At 67.3% G+C, this 15,558-nt stretch carries 13 protein-coding genes and 1 pseudogene; 5 read left to right on the top strand and 9 right to left on the bottom strand.

The annotated features are described in order from the left end of the window. Positions 1 to 9 precede the first annotated feature (9 nt). Positions 10 to 858 (top strand): polyphosphate kinase 2, encoded by an 849-nt coding sequence (gene ppk2, locus JF66_RS09360; protein WP_035877316.1) that lies wholly within the window; start codon positions 10 to 12, stop codon positions 856 to 858. On the opposite strand, the pseudogene JF66_RS09355 reads toward ppk2, so the two are convergent. The 4 genes and pseudogenes from JF66_RS09355 to JF66_RS09340 form a co-directional block, all read right to left on the bottom strand. After that, a pseudogene (locus tag JF66_RS09355) lies at positions 835 to 2,384 on the bottom strand (succinic semialdehyde dehydrogenase). The gene ppk2 and the pseudogene JF66_RS09355 sit on opposite strands and share 24 nt — an antisense overlap. Positions 2,385 to 2,420: 36 nt before the next feature. Beyond that, entirely contained in the window at positions 2,421 to 3,593 is a 1,173-nt protein-coding gene (locus JF66_RS09350) for an Mrp/NBP35 family ATP-binding protein (RefSeq protein WP_369797985.1), read from the bottom strand. After that, positions 3,586 to 4,146: a DUF1003 domain-containing protein gene (locus JF66_RS09345; RefSeq protein WP_035877340.1), complete on the bottom strand. Its 561-nt coding sequence runs from the start codon at positions 4,144 to 4,146 to the stop codon at positions 3,586 to 3,588. The genes JF66_RS09350 and JF66_RS09345 overlap by 8 nt, the downstream gene beginning before the upstream one ends. Then, on the bottom strand, positions 4,133 to 5,464 hold the full coding sequence (locus JF66_RS09340) for a magnesium transporter MgtE N-terminal domain-containing protein (RefSeq protein ID WP_035877314.1): 1,332 nt from the start codon (positions 5,462 to 5,464) through the stop codon (positions 4,133 to 4,135). The genes JF66_RS09345 and JF66_RS09340 overlap by 14 nt, the downstream gene beginning before the upstream one ends. Before the next feature lie 56 nt (positions 5,465 to 5,520). On the opposite strand from JF66_RS09340, the gene JF66_RS09335 reads away from it, so the two are divergent. Further along, entirely contained in the window at positions 5,521 to 6,156 is a 636-nt protein-coding gene (locus JF66_RS09335) for a general stress protein (RefSeq protein WP_051973349.1), read from the top strand. A 72-nt stretch (positions 6,157 to 6,228) separates the two neighbouring features. On the opposite strand, the gene JF66_RS09330 is transcribed toward JF66_RS09335, so the two are convergent. Both JF66_RS09330 and JF66_RS09325 read right to left on the bottom strand, forming a co-directional pair. Next, entirely contained in the window at positions 6,229 to 7,770 is a 1,542-nt protein-coding gene (locus JF66_RS09330; protein ID WP_035877313.1) for an aminopeptidase P family protein, read from the bottom strand. Positions 7,771 to 7,843: 73 nt separating this feature from the next. Continuing rightward, positions 7,844 to 8,875 (bottom strand): endonuclease/exonuclease/phosphatase family protein, encoded by a 1,032-nt coding sequence (locus JF66_RS09325; RefSeq protein ID WP_035877311.1) that lies wholly within the window; start codon positions 8,873 to 8,875, stop codon positions 7,844 to 7,846. Between the two features lie 85 nt (positions 8,876 to 8,960). On the opposite strand from JF66_RS09325, the gene JF66_RS09320 reads away from it, so the two are divergent. Beyond that, positions 8,961 to 9,830 carry a PHP domain-containing protein gene (locus tag JF66_RS09320; protein ID WP_035877310.1) on the top strand — a complete coding sequence of 290 codons (870 nt, stop codon included), beginning with the start codon at positions 8,961 to 8,963 and terminating at the stop codon, positions 9,828 to 9,830. A 95-nt stretch (positions 9,831 to 9,925) separates the two neighbouring features. Here JF66_RS09320 and JF66_RS09315 read toward each other — a convergent pair whose 3' ends face one another. Next, positions 9,926 to 11,485, bottom strand: coding sequence for a DEAD/DEAH box helicase (locus JF66_RS09315; RefSeq protein WP_035877309.1), 1,560 nt, complete (start codon positions 11,483 to 11,485; stop codon positions 9,926 to 9,928). Between the two features lie 145 nt (positions 11,486 to 11,630). On the opposite strand from JF66_RS09315, the gene JF66_RS09310 reads away from it, so the two are divergent. Next, positions 11,631 to 12,347 carry a ferritin-like fold-containing protein gene (locus tag JF66_RS09310; RefSeq protein WP_035877308.1) on the top strand — a complete coding sequence of 239 codons (717 nt, stop codon included), beginning with the start codon at positions 11,631 to 11,633 and terminating at the stop codon, positions 12,345 to 12,347. A gap of 96 nt (positions 12,348 to 12,443) precedes the next feature. Here the strand turns inward: JF66_RS09310 and JF66_RS09305 are convergent, their stop codons facing one another. Together JF66_RS09305 and JF66_RS09300 are read right to left on the bottom strand one after the other, a co-directional pair. Continuing rightward, positions 12,444 to 12,752 (bottom strand): hypothetical protein, encoded by a 309-nt coding sequence (locus JF66_RS09305; RefSeq protein ID WP_035877307.1) that lies wholly within the window; start codon positions 12,750 to 12,752, stop codon positions 12,444 to 12,446. 5 nt (positions 12,753 to 12,757) lie between these two features. Next, a complete protein-coding gene (locus tag JF66_RS09300) occupies positions 12,758 to 12,982 on the bottom strand; it encodes a DUF3107 domain-containing protein (protein WP_035877306.1) in 225 nt (74 codons plus the stop codon). Positions 12,983 to 13,078: 96 nt separating this feature from the next. On the opposite strand from JF66_RS09300, the gene JF66_RS09295 reads away from it, so the two are divergent. After that, positions 13,079 to 15,558, top strand: a 2,480-nt coding sequence (locus JF66_RS09295) for an ATP-dependent helicase (RefSeq protein ID WP_156109719.1), incomplete at its 3' end; no start/stop codon positions are given.

Raw genomic sequence — 15,558 nt, 5'->3', positions numbered from 1 at the left:
GCAGAGTCAATGACGGCCAAGGCACCGAAGGTGGTCCGGGTTCCGAAGGCCGCCTACGAGCACGAGCTGAGCCGCCTGCAGGCCGAGCTGGTGACCATGCAGCAGTGGGTCAAGGTGTCCGGGGCACGCATCGTTGTGATCTTCGAGGGCCGGGACGCCGCCGGCAAGGGATCCGCCATCAAGCGCGTGACCGAGTACCTCAATCCCCGCATCGCCCGGATCGTGGCCCTGCCGATGCCCACCGATCGGGAGCGCACGCAGTGGTATTTCCAGCGCTACATCGAACACCTGCCGGCCGCCGGAGAAATCGTCCTCATGGACCGGTCCTGGTACAACCGGGCCGGAGTGGAGCGGGTGATGGGGTATTGCACGAATGACGAATATCACCGTTTTCTGCACCAGGCACCGATCTTCGAACGCATGCTCGTTGAGGATGGGATCCTCGTCGTCAAGTATTGGTTCTCCGTCTCGGACCGCGAGCAGGAAAAGCGGTTTCGTTCGCGCTTGAACGATCCGATGCGCCGCTGGAAGCTGTCCGAGACCGATGTGCTCTCCATCACCAAGTGGGCCGATTACTCCCGGGCCAAGGACGACATGTTTGTGCACACCGATATTCCCGAAGCACGCTGGTGGGTTGTCGAGAGTGAGGACAAACGGGCCTCGCGACTGAACGTGATCAGCCACCTGCTGTCCCTGGTGCCGTTCGAGCGGTCGGACCCGCCGAAGGTGCACATTCCGCCGCGCCCCAAGGTGTCCGATTACGAGCGTCCGCCTCGGGACCAGATGAATCCGGTTCCCGACCACGCGGCGACTCTGCTGAAAGCGAATGAGCGCTCAGCGCAGTCGGAGGCCCTTTAGCACTCGAGCCAACAGCAGAATCGGCCCGGCGAGGGCGTCGAATTCCCGGCCCGTTCGCGGTAGCTGAAGCAGACCGGTCGCTCGTGAGATGGTGACCGGGTTCACAAAGCGCAGCAACCCCTCCGGTCCGTGGCGGCGGCCGAGTCCCGAGAGCTTCACGCCGCCCATGGGCGCATCCACGGAGGAGAACGACCCGCGGTACCCCTCGTTCACATTCACGCTGCCGGCCTCCAGCTGTTCGGCGACCCGGAGTCCCCGGCGGGCGGAGCCGGAGAATACGGATGCGTTCAGACCGAATGGCGAGTCGTTGGCCGCAGCGATGGCCTCACGCTCCGACTCCACGATCGTGACGGACACGACGGGGCCGAAGGTCTCGGCGGCGCAGCAGTCCATGCCGGACGTAACCCCGGTGAGCACGGTGGGCTCGTAGAAGTACGGCCCAAGGTCGGGGCGGGCCCGGCCGCCGGTGAGAACGGTAGCGCCCTTACCGACCGCATCGGCGACGTGAGCCGTTACCCGGTCGAGCTGTGCCTGGGTGGTGAGGGAACCGACATCCGGCGTGTAATCGAAGGCGGAGCCAGAGTGAGCCGCCGAGTGGCAGCCACGAATTCGCGCACGAACGGGCCGGCCACCGCGCGCTCGACGTAGATACGCTCGATCGACACGCACAGCTGGCCGAGGGAGGAAAAACATGCGTAGACGGCGTCTGCCGCCGCCCGCCGCACGTCGACATCGTCGAGCACGAGGAGCGGGTTCTTGCCGCCGAGCTCCAGCGACGTGCCCGTGAGGTTCTCGGCGGCCTGATGGGCGACCCGGATGCCGGTCGGCGTAGACCCGGTAAAACACACGTAGTCGGCGTGCCGGGTGACCGCGCCGCCGATCTCCGCGCCATCGCCCGTGACCACCGCCCACAGGGCGGCCGGAACGCCCGCATCGACAAAGGCCTCGCGCAGGGCCAGGATGCTGAGCGCGCCCTGATTGTCGGCTTTCTGCACCACACCGCAGCCCGCGGCGAGGGCCGGCACGACGTCCATTGCGGCCAGAGCCAGCGGGTAGTTCCACGGCGTGATGACCCCCGCGACCCCCTTGGGCCGGTAGCGCAGTCGTGTGGTCACCGCAAGGGGGATCCCGGCCCGCCGTCGTTCCCCGCGCAGGACACGCCGGGCGGTCAGAGCGTTGTAGCGGGTGATGCTCGCGGCGTGGAAGACCTCCTCGAAGGCCTGTCCGCGTGTCTTACCGGTCTCGGTCTGCACGGCATCGAGCAGGAGGTCGCGGCGCTCGAGCAGCAGATCGTGCGCCCTCAGCAGCACGCGACGACGGTGGCTGAACACGGCTCTGGCCCAGGAGATCTGGGCACGACGGGCGCGGGCGTAGGCATCCGTCACGTCCGTCGGGAGACTGACCGGCAGCTCGTGCAGCACCTGGCCGGTGAACGGCGCCAGGACGGTGACGGAAGCGGCAGACGACGTGGAGATGCTGCTGTCGAGGGCGGCGACGACCCGCGAATCGAGGGAAGAGTGCGACATGCCGCCAGTCTAAGTGGCCGCCCTTACGAGCAGCAGCTACAGGGGAGTAATGCCGAGGCTGCGGCCGGACAGGCCCCTGGCCCTCGTGGCGAGACGGGTGGCGACCGCCGTGATGGCCACGGCGGCGGCATCCGTCGGGTCGGCAAGCACAACGGGCGTGCCCTCGTCACCGCCGCCGCGCAGCGCGACGCTCAGCGGCACCTGGGCGAGCAGCGGCACGGGGGAGTCCTGACCGACCGATAACCGCCGGGCCACCTCGGCGCCGCCGCCGGAACCGAAGAGTTCCAGCACACTGCCGTCGGGCTGCGTGAGACCGCTCATGTTTTCGATGACTCCGAAGACCTTTTGACCGGTTTGTCGCGCCACGACGCCGCTGCGTTCGGCCACGTCGGCGGCGGCCGGCTGGGGAGTCGTCACGACGATGACGTCGGCGTGCGGCAGCAGCTGTCCCACGGTGATCGCCACGTCGCCGGTGCCCGGCGGCAGATCGAGCAGCAGGATGTCCAGGTCACCGAAGTACACGTCGGTGAGGAACTGCGAGATGGTGCGGTGCAGCATGGGGCCGCGCCATGCCACGGCGACAGAGGCATCATCGACGAACATGCCGATCGAAATGACCTTCACGTCGTAGTTGATCGGCGGCAGAATCATGTCGCCCACCTGGGTGGGCTTGATGGCCAGGCCGTTTTTCACCAGGCCGAGCAGGCCGGGAATCGAAAAGCCGTGCACGTCGGCGTCGACGATGCCCACGCGCAAGCCCTGCCGGGCGAGGGCCACGGCCAGGTTCGCAGTGATCGTGGACTTACCCACTCCGCCCTTGCCGCTCGTGACGGCGTAGATGCGGGTGAGCGAATCGGGGCCGAACTGCGACACACGGGCAGCCTTGCCCCCGCGCAATTTCTCGGTCAGGGCGTCGCGCTGCTCGCGCGTCATGATGGCCACGTCGACGCTGGCCCGGCCTTGGCCGACCACGGACTCGGCCGCCGCGAGCACGTCGCTTTCAATGCGTTGTGCGGCCGGACAGCCGGCAATCGTCAGACGGATGCCGACCTGCACACGTCCATCCGCGTCCACGCTCACGCCCGAAACCATGTCCAGCTCCGTGATGGGCTTGCGGATTTCCGGGTCAGTCACCCCCGTGAGGGCCTGGAGCACGAGTGCTTCTGTTCCTGTGCTGGTTCTGGTGCCGTCAGCGCGCGGCTCAGTCAAGGGAGCGACGTCCGCGGGTGGTGCTGGCGACGTCGGTGTCGTCGTCCGACTCGTTCTGGCGTTGATCGAGGGTTTCGAGCAGTGTGCGCAGCTCGCTTTTGATGAAGTCCTTCGAGACGAGGTCCTTGATCGCGATGCGCAGGGCGACGACTTCGCGGGCCAGGTATTCCGTATCGGCGAGGGTGCGTTCCGCGCGCTGGCGATCCTGTTCGAACTGCACGCGGTCGCGGTCGTCCTGCCGGTTTTGCGCGAGCAGGATCATCGGGGCCGCGTAGGACGCTTGAAGGGACAACACCAGGGTAAGGGCGATGAAGCCGAGGGCGACGGAGTCGAAACGCCATTCCACGGGCGCGAGCGTGTTCCAGGCGATCCAGCCCAGGGCGAAGAAGGTGAGTCCGAGGAGGAACCACGGCGTGCCCATGGCGCGAGCGATGGCCTCGGTGAATCGGCCGAATCGGTCGTTACTGCGAGCACCACGACGACCGCCGAGGGTGGTCGGGCGCAGTCCCTTGGGCGCGTCGAGGCGCAGATCAGAACGGTTAGCTCGTGCCATGATCACCCCTCCGTGCCCCGGGCAGCGGGATGCTCCCCGTCTTCAGGTCGTACCGCGCGGCGGCGCGGCGGCCGATATCGTCGTCGCTGTCCTGACTGCGCCAATCGTCGGGGAGCAGGTAGTCGAGCACGTCATCGATGGTGACGACACCGACGAGGCGGTGATTGTCGTCCACCACGGGAACCGACACGAGGTCATAGCTCGCGAGGATGCGGGACACCTCGGCAGCAGACGTGTTCGCCGTGACGGGGTCGAGCCCCTGATCGAGCAGCGTGCCGAGACGCTCATGCGGCGGATAGCGCAGCATCCGCTGAAAATGAACCATGCCCAGAAAGCGACCCGTGGGGGCCTCATAGGGCGGCAGGGTCACGCAGATGGCCGCGCCGAGGGCGGGGGCGAGGTCGTGACGGCGGATGCGGGCCAGTCCTTCGGCCACGGTGGCGTCGGCCGACACGATGACCGGCTCGGTCGTCATGAGACCACCGGCCGTGTCGGGCGCGTAGCTCAGCAGAAAACGAACGTCTTCCGCCTCTTCGGGCTCCATGAGATCCAGTAGCTGTTCGCCGCGTTCTTCCGGAAGTTGCGCGATCAGGTCGGCCGCATCGTCGGGTTGCATCTGGTCGAGCACATCGGCCGCGCGGGCATCGCCGAGGCTCGTGAGGATGCCCACCTGGTCGCTCTCGGGCATCTCCTCGAGGGCGTCGGCGAGCCGATTGTCCGGCAGCTCGCTCGCGACCTCGAACATGCGCTCGCGGGGCAGATCGAGCAGGGTGTTGGCGAGGTCGGCGGGCTTGAGCTCGGAGTAGGTGGCGATGAGCTGCTCGGCGGACTGCGCCTCACCGTCGGTCGTGGTCTCGTGGATCTCCGGCCACGTCGCGAACGTCGTGACGCCCTTCGCGAAGAGGGAGGGGCTTGTCTTGGGCCGCCGTACGAAGAGCTGGCTGATCTCCCACTCGGATTCGGTCGTCTCCTTGATCGCCACGTCTTCGATCGTGGCGTTTCCGCTGCCGTCGTTGAAGGTGACCTTGCGGCCGAGCAGCTCGGCGATCACGCGCACCTCACCGCCGCGCTGCTCGAAGCGGCGCACGTTGATGAGGCCGGTCGTGATGATCTGCCCCGAGCCGATGCTCGACACCCGGCCGATCGAGACGAAGACCTTGCGTTTACCCGGAATCTCGACAATGAGTCCCACAACGCGGGGCGGATGGCTTTTTCGGTAGACCACCAGAACGTCGCGCACCTTGCCCACGCGGTCTCCCGCGGGGTCGAAGACGGTGCACCCGGCCAAACGGGCAACAAAAACTCTCGTGGCACTCACACTACAAATGTAGGCCACCGGCCTGAGAATTATGACGACCGTGGAAGAATGGCGCCATGAGCAATCAGAGCCCCTTCGGTGCCCGCGGTCGTGTCTTGCCCCCGTCGCTGCCCCGAGGAGAAGTGCTGGCCACCTATGAGACGTACGTCGAGGCGCAGGCTGCCGTGGAGGCGCTCACCAAGTTCGATTTTCCGGTGAAGCAACTCTCGATCGTCGGCAATGATCTAAAGAGCGTGGAACGGGTGACCGGCAAGCTCACTTACGGGCGTGTCGCGCTGGCCGGTGCAGCGTCCGGAGCGTGGCTCGGCATCTTCTTCGGACTGCTGTTCTTCATCTTCTCCCCGACGGGTTCGAGCCTGCCGTTCGTGGCCGCCGCCCTGCTGATCGGTGCGGGCTTCGGCATGTTCTTCGGCCTGGCGACCTACACGGTGAACCGTCGTCGCCGGGACTTCACGTCCACGATGCAGGTCATCGCGGGCAACTACCAGGTGATCGTCGACGTCGCGCTGGTCAACCGGGCGCGCAACCTGCTGGCCGGCTCCGGCTCGGGGGCAGCGGATGTCGCTGTCCCCGATGGGGAGCCCGTCGCTGCACCACCGGCCGCCGGCACCGAACGGCCCGCCGGAAATGTGGAACCGCCGGAGTACGGGGAGCGGGCTCCCGCTCCTGGCGAACACCCTCCGGCACGCTAGCTGCCGACGCTGCTCGCTGCCGGCACCGCTAGCCGCCGACCCGCGCGGCCGCGGACCGGCGGCAGGGCTGCGCTAGGCCTTGAGCCCGGCGATCCAGGCCTCGACCTCGTCGGCGGAGCGGGGGATGCCCGCGGAAAGGTTCTCCGCTCCGGTCTCCGTCACCAGGATGTCGTCTTCGATGCGAACGCCGATTCCACGGAATTCGGCCGGCACCGTGAGGTCGTCGGACTGGAAGTACAGGCCGGGCTCGATGGTGAAGACCATGCCGGGCTCGAGAACGCCGTCCATGTACATATCCCGGCGCGCCTTCGCGCAGTCGTGCACGTCGAGGCCGAGGTGGTGGCTCGTGCCGTGCACCATGTACCGGCGGTGGTGTCCGTTTTCGGGCAGCAGGGCCTCTTCCGCCGTGACCGGGAGCATTCCCCATTCCGCGGTGCGGCGCGCGATGACGGTCATGGCGGCGGCGTGCACGTCGCGGAAGATGGCGCCGGGCACGGCCACGGCGAGAGCCGCATCCGCTGCCTCGCGCACAGTTTCATAGACCAGGCGTTGCGTCGCTGAGTAGGTACCGTTCACCGGCAGGGTGCGGGTGATGTCCGCCGTGTAGTAGCTATCGAGCTCCACACCGGCATCGAGGAGGATGACGTCGCCGGGGGTGAGGGGGCCGTCGTTGCGTGTCCAGTGCAGGATGCAGGCGTGCGGTCCCGATGCCGCGATCGTGTCATAGCCGACCGTGTTGCCGTCGCTGCGGGCGCGCGTGTTGAACACGCCCTCCACGAGGCGTTCTCCCCGGGCGTGGTCGCTGGAATTCCCCAGGTCGCGAACGACGTCGTCGAAACCGCGTGCGGTGGCCGCCACGGCCAGGCGCATCTGATCGATCTCCCAGGCATCCTTCACGAGGCGCAGTTCCGAGACCCGGCGAGCCAGGTCGTCGTCGACCTCGTGCTCTCCGTTGACCTCGAGGCTGAACGGGCTGTTGGCAGCGTCCGTGCCGAGCACCTTGTCGGCGGCGAATCGCAGGCGACCCTCGTCGATCTCAAGCGTGACGGCGGGGTCCGCTTCGCGAAGCACGATGGTTTCGCTGTCGACCGTGGCGAACACATGGGCGAGGTCGGCGATTCCGCGCACGGCGATGGCGAGGTCGCTCGCGACCTGCGCGATGGAGGGGCGTGGGCCGATCCAGAATTCACCGATGTCCGGGTTGGCGTAGAACTCGTCGGAATCACGGCCGGCACGTTCGCGGAAATACACGGTGGCATCGTGGCCGGAGGCGGAGGGTTCGAGCACCAATACGGCTCCGGGCTCTGAATCGCTTCCCCACCCGGTGAGGTGGGCGAAGGCGGAGTGGGCGCGGAAGGCATAGTCGGTATCGTTCGAGCGCTGCTTGAGGCGCCCGGCCGGGATGACCAGGCGCTGACCTGGGTACTGCGCCGACAGTCGTTCGCGGCGCGCGGCGGCGAACGGTGCCTGCTCTCGTGCGGGCGGCAGCACGTCGGTGCGCTCGGCCCAGCCGGAGGAGATGAAGTCTTTGAAGCCCTCGGAGCCCGGTGTTGTAGACCGGTTCTCATTGGAGCGGGTGGGCGGGGTGATCGCGGTTGCGGTGGAATCGGCCATAACCCATTGTCGCATTGTCGTCTGAGGTCCGGCCAGACCACGACGGTGGCCGTTCGGGATCGGGGACAGGCGGCTACGGCGCGGTCGTCAGCGTGGCGACGATCGGGCGGTGATCGCTTCCGGCCGAGTCGAGGGATTTGACCACGTGCATGTCTGTCACCGTCCAGTTCGGACTGGTCAGAACATGGTCGATGGGACTGCCCAGCAGGGCGGGGAGCCTGGTCGGCCAGGTGCCGAGCCCGGCCGAGCCCGCGGAGAGGGCTGCATCCCGGCAGGTCCCGAGCACCGCGCCGGGCGCGGTGGACCGGCCGCTCATGTGGTCGATGGTGGCATTGAAGTCACCGGCCATGATCACATTCTCGCTGCGGCACTGCTCGGCCAGCCAGTCCAGATCTGAGCGCCAGTTTGTCATCTCGTACTGGATCGGGGAGACGGCGTGCACGGCTACGATCGTCGGCCCGACACCGTCGGTGGGCATGGCCACGACTGTCGGGAGCACATTGGTGTTTCCGGGCGGGCCCGATCCTGCCGAATTCGACACCGTGTAGTCGCCGAGGCTCGGACTGATCAACAGGGTCGTGGAACGTGCCTTGGAAATCTGGTCGAAGGCGAGAGTATGCACCCACATGGGCCGTCCACCGGCGCGCATCGCCTCGGCAATAGCGACGCCGGTCGCTTTCGTCGTTTCCGGCAGCGTCACGACGTCGGCGTTCTGTTCGAGCGCGAGGGCGGCGATTGTCGCGGGTCCTGGGGCATCACCGAGGGTGTTCCAGCTGAGCACGGTCACCGAATCGACGGTGGGAGCGGCCTGCGCCGCGGCATCCGTTCCCACTCCGCGAGAGACGAGGACGGCGGCGTTGGCACCGCCGAAGATCACCGCCAGAACGATGAACGACGCGGTGAGGCGGCGGAGCGGACGGATTCCTGACAGGAGCAGCAACACGACAATGAGGGCGCCTGCTCCGAGCACGGCCAGTCCGCGCAGCGATACCGCGTGGGCGAAGACCCAGGTGTTCTGCAGTCCGATGGCCTGGGGCCACGCGAGCACGACGAGGATCGCGGCAACTCCGATCACCACGACGGAACGTACGATTCGCGAGAACATAGGTTGATAACTGTAGATCAGCAGCCTGAAAGAGTGCCCGCCTCCGCAGGAGAGCGACGAGCCGGGTGCCAACTAGCATGGGGCTATGCCTGTTGTCCGTCGATTTCATGGTCCCATCGATCTGCACACGCACTCCAGCGTCTCCGATGGCACCGAAACACCCGCCCAGCTCATGCGCGCCGCCGCCGCCGCCGGGCTCGGCACCGTGGCGTTGACGGACCACGATTCGACCGCGGGCTGGGCTGAGGCGACGACCGTGGCTCGCGCCGAAGGACTCACCCTCATTCCGGGTATGGAGTTCAGCACCCGGGTCGACTACTCCAGCGTCCACCTGCTTGCGTACCTCTTCGACCCGACGGATGCCGGCATCGTCGGTGAAACGGCCCGCATCCGGTCCGCGCGCCTGACCCGAGCTGAGCAGATGGTGCAGCGCATCGGCTTTGACTACGCGCTCACCTGGGACGACGTGCTGGCCCAGACCACTCCCGACGCCACGGTCGGTCGACCGCACATCGCTGACGCTCTCGTGGCCAGGGGACATGCGATCACGCGCAGCGATGCTTTCGCCGGAATCCTGCATTGGAAGGCGGGCTATTACCAGCCGCACTACGCTCCCGACCCCCTGCGAGCCATCGAACTTGTGAGAGCGGCCGGGGGCGTTCCCGTGATCGCGCACCCCGCCACTCGCGGCGTGGCGGACGTCGTGCCCGAGGCCAGGCTCGCCCGTCTGAAAGACGCCGGGCTGTTCGGGCTCGAACTGCGGCACCGGGAGAACCAGCCGGAGGCGACGGCGCGGTTGGCGGGGCTGGCCGAGAAATATGGGCTCTTCGTCACGGGGTCGAGCGACTACCACGGCACGGGCAAGCCCAACCGGCTCGGTGAAAACACGACGACGGACGAGGTGCTTGAGCGCCTGATCGAGCAGGGTCGCGGCCACGCGCCGATTTACGGCTGATCACGGATTTCCGGCTGACCTTCGGGTCGGGGCGGCACCGCGAAAAAATGCGCACCGCGACCGCAGGTGCGGTAGCGGTGCGCGAGGACCGGAGACTAGGCCTGGCCGGCTCCACCCGACTGCGGCGACCGGCGGCGCGTGCGGCTGCGACGCAGCGGGGCGTTGTTTCCATCGTGGTGCTCGGCGCCTCCGCCGTCATGGGTTCCGGCGGCGGGCGTTGCCGCCGGGGCGTCCGGGTTGGTAGTCGTGCCGACGCGAGTGCGGGACCGGCTGCGAGCCGGACGGCCACCGTCGGCAGCGGGGGCTGCCTCGGTGTGCGGAGCCTTGGTGCGGCCGGACTCGCCGCGGCCTGAATCGGGGCGGCTCGAGCCGGTACGCGAACCCGAACGCCCCGAGCTGGAACGGCCGGACTCTGACCGTGCGGAGCCCGAACGTGGAGCTCCGGTGCCGGTTGCGACGTCCTTCACGGGAGTAGCGCGCAGGCGGCCCTTGGACCCTTCCGGAATCTTCAGGTCGGTGTAGAGGTGCGGCGAGGACGAGTATGTCTCCAGTGGTTCGGGCTGGCCGAAGTCGAGGGCCTTGTTGATGAGAGACCACTTGTGCATGTCGTCCCAATCCACGAAGGTGACGGCGATGCCCGTTTTGCCGGCACGTCCCGTGCGGCCGACGCGGTGCAGGTACGCCTTGTCGTCTTCGGGGATCGTGTGGTTGATCACGTGTGTGACGTCTTCGACGTCGATGCCGCGGGCCGCGACATCCGTGGCGATCAGGATGTCCTTCTTGCCCGACTTGAAGGAGGCCATGGCGCGCTCGCGCTGTTCCTGGTTCAGGTCGCCGTGTACGGCCGTGGCGTTGAAACCGCGGTCACCGAGCTCTTCGACGAGCTTGGCCGCCGCGCGCTTGGTGCGGGTGAAGATGATGGTCTTGCCGCGACCCTCTGCCATGAGGATGCGGCCGATCACCTCGTCCTTGTCCATGCTGTGCGCACGGTAAACCAGATGCTCGATGTTGGCCTGCATGAGGCCCTCATCGGGATCGCTTGCCCGAATGTGAATGGGGCGGTTCATGAAGCGGCGAGCGAGTGCCACGATCGGGCCCGGCATCGTTGCGGAGAACAACATCGTGTGGCGGTCGGCAGGCGTCTGCGCGAAAAGCTTTTCGATGTCGGACAGGAATCCGAGGTCGAGCATCTTGTCAGCCTCGTCGAGTACCATCTCGCGCACGTTCGCGAAACTCAGCAGACGCTGGTTCGCGAGGTCGAGGAGGCGGCCCGGGGTGCCGACCACAATCTGCGCGCCGGCCTTGAGCTGCTCGATCTGGCCCTCGTACGCCTTGCCGCCGTAGATGGACACGATCTTGGTGTCGCGGTTGCGGGCGGCAAGCTCGAGGTCTTCGGAGACCTGCACGCACAGCTCGCGGGTGGGAACGACAACGAGCGCCTGCACGCCCGGCTCGGGGTGCAAGCCGAGACGCTGGATCAGGGGAAGACCGAAACCGAAGGTCTTGCCCGTACCGGTCTTGGCCTGACCGATGATGTCCTGCCCGGAGAGGGCCAACGGAATGGTCTGCATCTGGATGGGGAACGGTTCGAGAATGCCCTTGGCGGCAAGGGAATCGACCATGTCCTGGTCAATATTGAGTTCGGAGAAAGTCACGAATATATGCCTGTCATTAACTAGAACGGGGGTGCGCTCGTCTTCTGTCTCGGGCACCGGTCACCGATCCTTGTCGGCGACGTAATTCCACCTTACTGCGCGGTGTGTACCGCGGCCAGAGGCGCGCGGTCGTAAGCTGGGGTTCGTGGTCACGTGGATCGGTCGGCGCCCGCAGCGCGTGGAGACACCCCGGCTTGCCGCCCGCGGTGTGGCACAGTCGAGCGTCAAGGTCGATATCGGTGACCTCACCCCCGACCACATGCACTACCTGGGTCAGACGGCGTACTGCGAACTCGGCGAATTCGAGAGTCTCGCCCGGGCCGTAGCCCTGGCCCCGAGCCTGGCTTCTAAAGAGGGCCTGAGCGCCGCCGCAGGGCGGGCGCTGTCCAAACACCATGGACTTATCACCGAGATCCGTCGCAAGGGCGGCGAACCGGACCTCGTCATGGCGCCGTTCGTCTCCGCCCTTGACCGGTTTCGCCAGCAGACCGCGGGGTCGGACTGGCATGAGCTTCTGCTGAGCTGCTATCTCACCGGTGGCCTGCTCGAAGACTTCTTCATCCGGCTGTCGGACGGTCTGCCGCGCGACGTCGGACCCCGGGTCGCGCAGCTCCTCGGCGAGGATTCCGGCACGGACGTGCTCGTACATGAACTCCAGGCAGCCATCGCCGCGGACCCTGCCCTCGGATCGAGGCTCGCGATGTGGGGACGACGTCTCGTCGGCGACACCCTGCTGCTGGCGCGGTCTGCAATGCCCGGCTGTGAGGTGCCGGCTGCGGCTGACGCGCGTATCGAACCGGTATTCACGGACCTCATCGCTGCTCACACCCGGCGCATGGACGGTCTCGGCCTCACCGCCTGATCCGTCGCACCGCCTGATCCGTCTCGCGACCGCAGGCGGAGTGGGTGCGTGTTTCCACGATCCCACTCCGCACACGTGGGTGCCTGGTGTGCCCGATTAGGCTCCGGCAGGAACGCCGGTCTTCATCAGGGTATGCAGCATGGTGCTGTCGCTCTGCGTGCGCCGTCGTGCCAGCACGAGCTGCGTTCCAACGGATGCTGCGGCCGCGGCCCCGAGGGACACCCACCAGATCGCGCCGGCGTCCCAGGCCCAGCCCAGCCAGGTGAGCCCTACCCAGACCGCCGAAGCGACCAGGGTACCCAGAACGGGAATCAGCATGACCCCCATGGTGGAGCGACCCGGCAGGGCGTAGCGCGCCGCGAGTCCCAGCACGGTGCCGCCGAGAGCCACGAACAGCAGTTCCATGTGGGTTAGGCCACGAAACCGACGTGGCGGGACTGCTCGGAGCCGAGTTCGACGTAGGCGAGGCCCACGGTGGGAACGATGTAGATCTTGCCCTTGTCGTCGCTGAGCTTCAGGAATCCGGTCTGAGCTGCGAGAGCGGCCGCGACCGTTTCCTCGATCTCATGAGCCGGCTGTGAGGTCTCGAAACCAATCTCACGGGGAGAGTTGAAGATGCCAATGCGGATATCCACCAGATGAGCCTTTCGTTGCTTAACCGTCAGGTTACGACAGAACGGCGTGCGTGCCTGACACCGTTCACTGTCGGCGCAACCCGATACCGTTGAATTGTGAATTCCTCCTCTTTGGCCGGCGCGGTTGATGCCGACACGACCGAGCCGGTAGTCGGCGCGGGTGCTGCCTCCCTCGACGAATCCCAGCGCGCCGCGGTGGATCTGCCCGACGGCGTATCCTGCGCGGTGATCGGCGCCCCGGGTACCGGGAAGACGAGCACTCTGATCGAGCTGGTGGCCGATCGCATACTGCTCCGGGGATATACGCCGAGCGAGGTGCTGGTGCTCGTACCCACGCGCACCGCCGCCACCACCCTGCGTGACCGGCTGGGCCTCCGGCTCGGGATCCCGACCAACGGTCCGCTGGCCCGAAGCGCCAATTCGGTGGCATTCCAGATTGTGCGCGGGGCCGAGGCCGCCGCGGGTGGCCCGGCGCCTACCCTGCTCACCGGAGGCGAACAAGACCAGATCATTGCGGAACTGCTGCAGGGGCACCTCGACGATCAGTCCGATGGCGCCGGTCGCACGGCACCCGACGCCCCGGCCTGGCCGGACGTTCTCGGAGCCGACGTGCGGCGACTGCGGGGGTTCCGCACCGAGCTGCGGGACCTCATGATGCGCGCCGTCGAGTACGGCATCACGCCCGACGAACTGGCCAGGCTCGGCCGCACGACGGAGCGCCCGGAGTGGGTGGCCGCGGCGGACTTCATTCGAGAATACGCAGACGTCAAAGACCAGACGCGTGCCGGACAATACGACTCCACGGAGCTGGCCAGGTACGCGGCAGCGGTCGTGGCGCGGGCACCCTCGGGCCTCGCCGGGGCCGAGGTCTTAGGCACGCTCGCGGGGATCCGGCTCATCGTGCTCGACGATGCCCAGGAGGTCACTCAGGCAACCCTCGGACTTCTGGCGCAATTCGTGGCGCGGGGCGTGTCCGTGATCGCCTTCGGCGACCCCGACATCACCACCGGATCTTTCCACGGAGCGCATCCGGACGCCCTCGGCCGACTGGGTGCCTATCTCAACCCCGTGCCGGGGTCGCGGCCCGAAGCAGACCGCGTCAGGGTCGGGCCCGCACTGATTCTGAGCACCGTCTACCGACATGGAGCGGCCATTCGCGCTGTCGTGCGGGAGATCACCCACCGCATCGGCACAGCGGCGGCCGGAACCCAGCGCGCCGCAGCGAGCGCGGCGGGTGGCGCAACACCGATCCGAACGGCCGACACGGTGTCCGCTGTGGAGCCAAATGCGGGATCCGTTGCGGTGGCCGATTCGATGGAGGCACCCGATGACCGCGTGCACACCGTTGTTGTCGACAGCCCGGCCGAGCAACTCGCCGTGATTGCCCGGCGCCTGCGGGAACGCCACGTCATGGGCGGAATTCCCTGGGGCCGGATGGCCGTGATCGTGCGGAGTGGTTCGCTCGTACCTGCGCTTTCCCGTGGCCTCGCGGCCCTCGAAGTACCCACCCAGGTTTCCACGGCCCAGACCGCCCTCCGCGACGACTACGCGGTGCGTGCGTTCATCCTCGCGCTTGAGGTGACGCTCGGCCGCAAACCCCTCGGCTCTGAGGCCGCCACTGAGCTGCTGCGCGGCCCGCTGGGCGGCCTCGACCCCATCACCCTGCGTCGGCTGCGTGCGGCGCTCCGGCAACAGGAGCTGAGCCACCCGGAGCCTCCGTCTTCGGGTGGCTATCGCAGCTCCGACGAGCTGCTGGCGGCCGTTTTCACCACCACGGGTCTGCTGGCCGGCATTGACAACCGCACCGCCCGCCGTGCCGCGAGCTGTGCCGAAAGTCTGCGTCAGGCCGCCGTCGAACACGCCGCCGGCGCGACCATCGAAGAGTTGCTCTGGGGCCTGTGGCAGCGCAGCGGTCTGGCGCGGGAGTGGAAGGAACAGTCCACCGGAACGGGCATCGTCGCCGACGAGGCCAACCACAACCTCGACGCCGTCGTCGCGTTGTTTTCGGCCGCCCAGCGCTATGTCGAGCGCACCCCGGGGGCACCGCCCGTCTTGTTCCTCGAACATCTGGTCGATACGGATGTGCCCGAAGATACCCTCGCGCCCCGGGCGCTCGGCGACGCCGTCACGGTATCGACTCCGAGCGGCACCATCAACCGGGATTTCGACGTCGTGGTGCTTGCGGGCGTGCAACAGAACGTCTGGCCAGACCTGCGCATCCGTGGCTCCCTGCTGGGAGCCGGGGACCTCGCTGCCCTGGCCTCCGGAGGCAGCCTGCCCGCCTCTGATGCCCGACTGGACGTGTTGCACGACGAACTCCGAATGTTCGCCCAGGCGGCCAGCCGGGCTCGCACTGAGCTGCTCGTCACGTGCATCAGCAACGAAGAATACGAACCGTCCGTGTTCCTTCGACTGCTCCCCGTGCCCGACGAACCGGCGGCCGATCCCGACGATGCCAGCCGCTATCCGTTGTCCCTGCGGGGGCTCGCCGGTCGCCTTCGAGCCGACCTCACGCGGGCACACCTCGCGAGGCCGGGCTCTCCCGCGGCAACCCGGGCAGCGGATGCCGCGGCCAC

The organism is Cryobacterium sp. MLB-32, assembly GCF_000738085.1.
GTDB lineage: Bacteria > Actinomycetota > Actinomycetes > Actinomycetales > Microbacteriaceae > Cryobacterium.
This window is presented reverse-complemented; position numbering and strand designations above follow the sequence as displayed.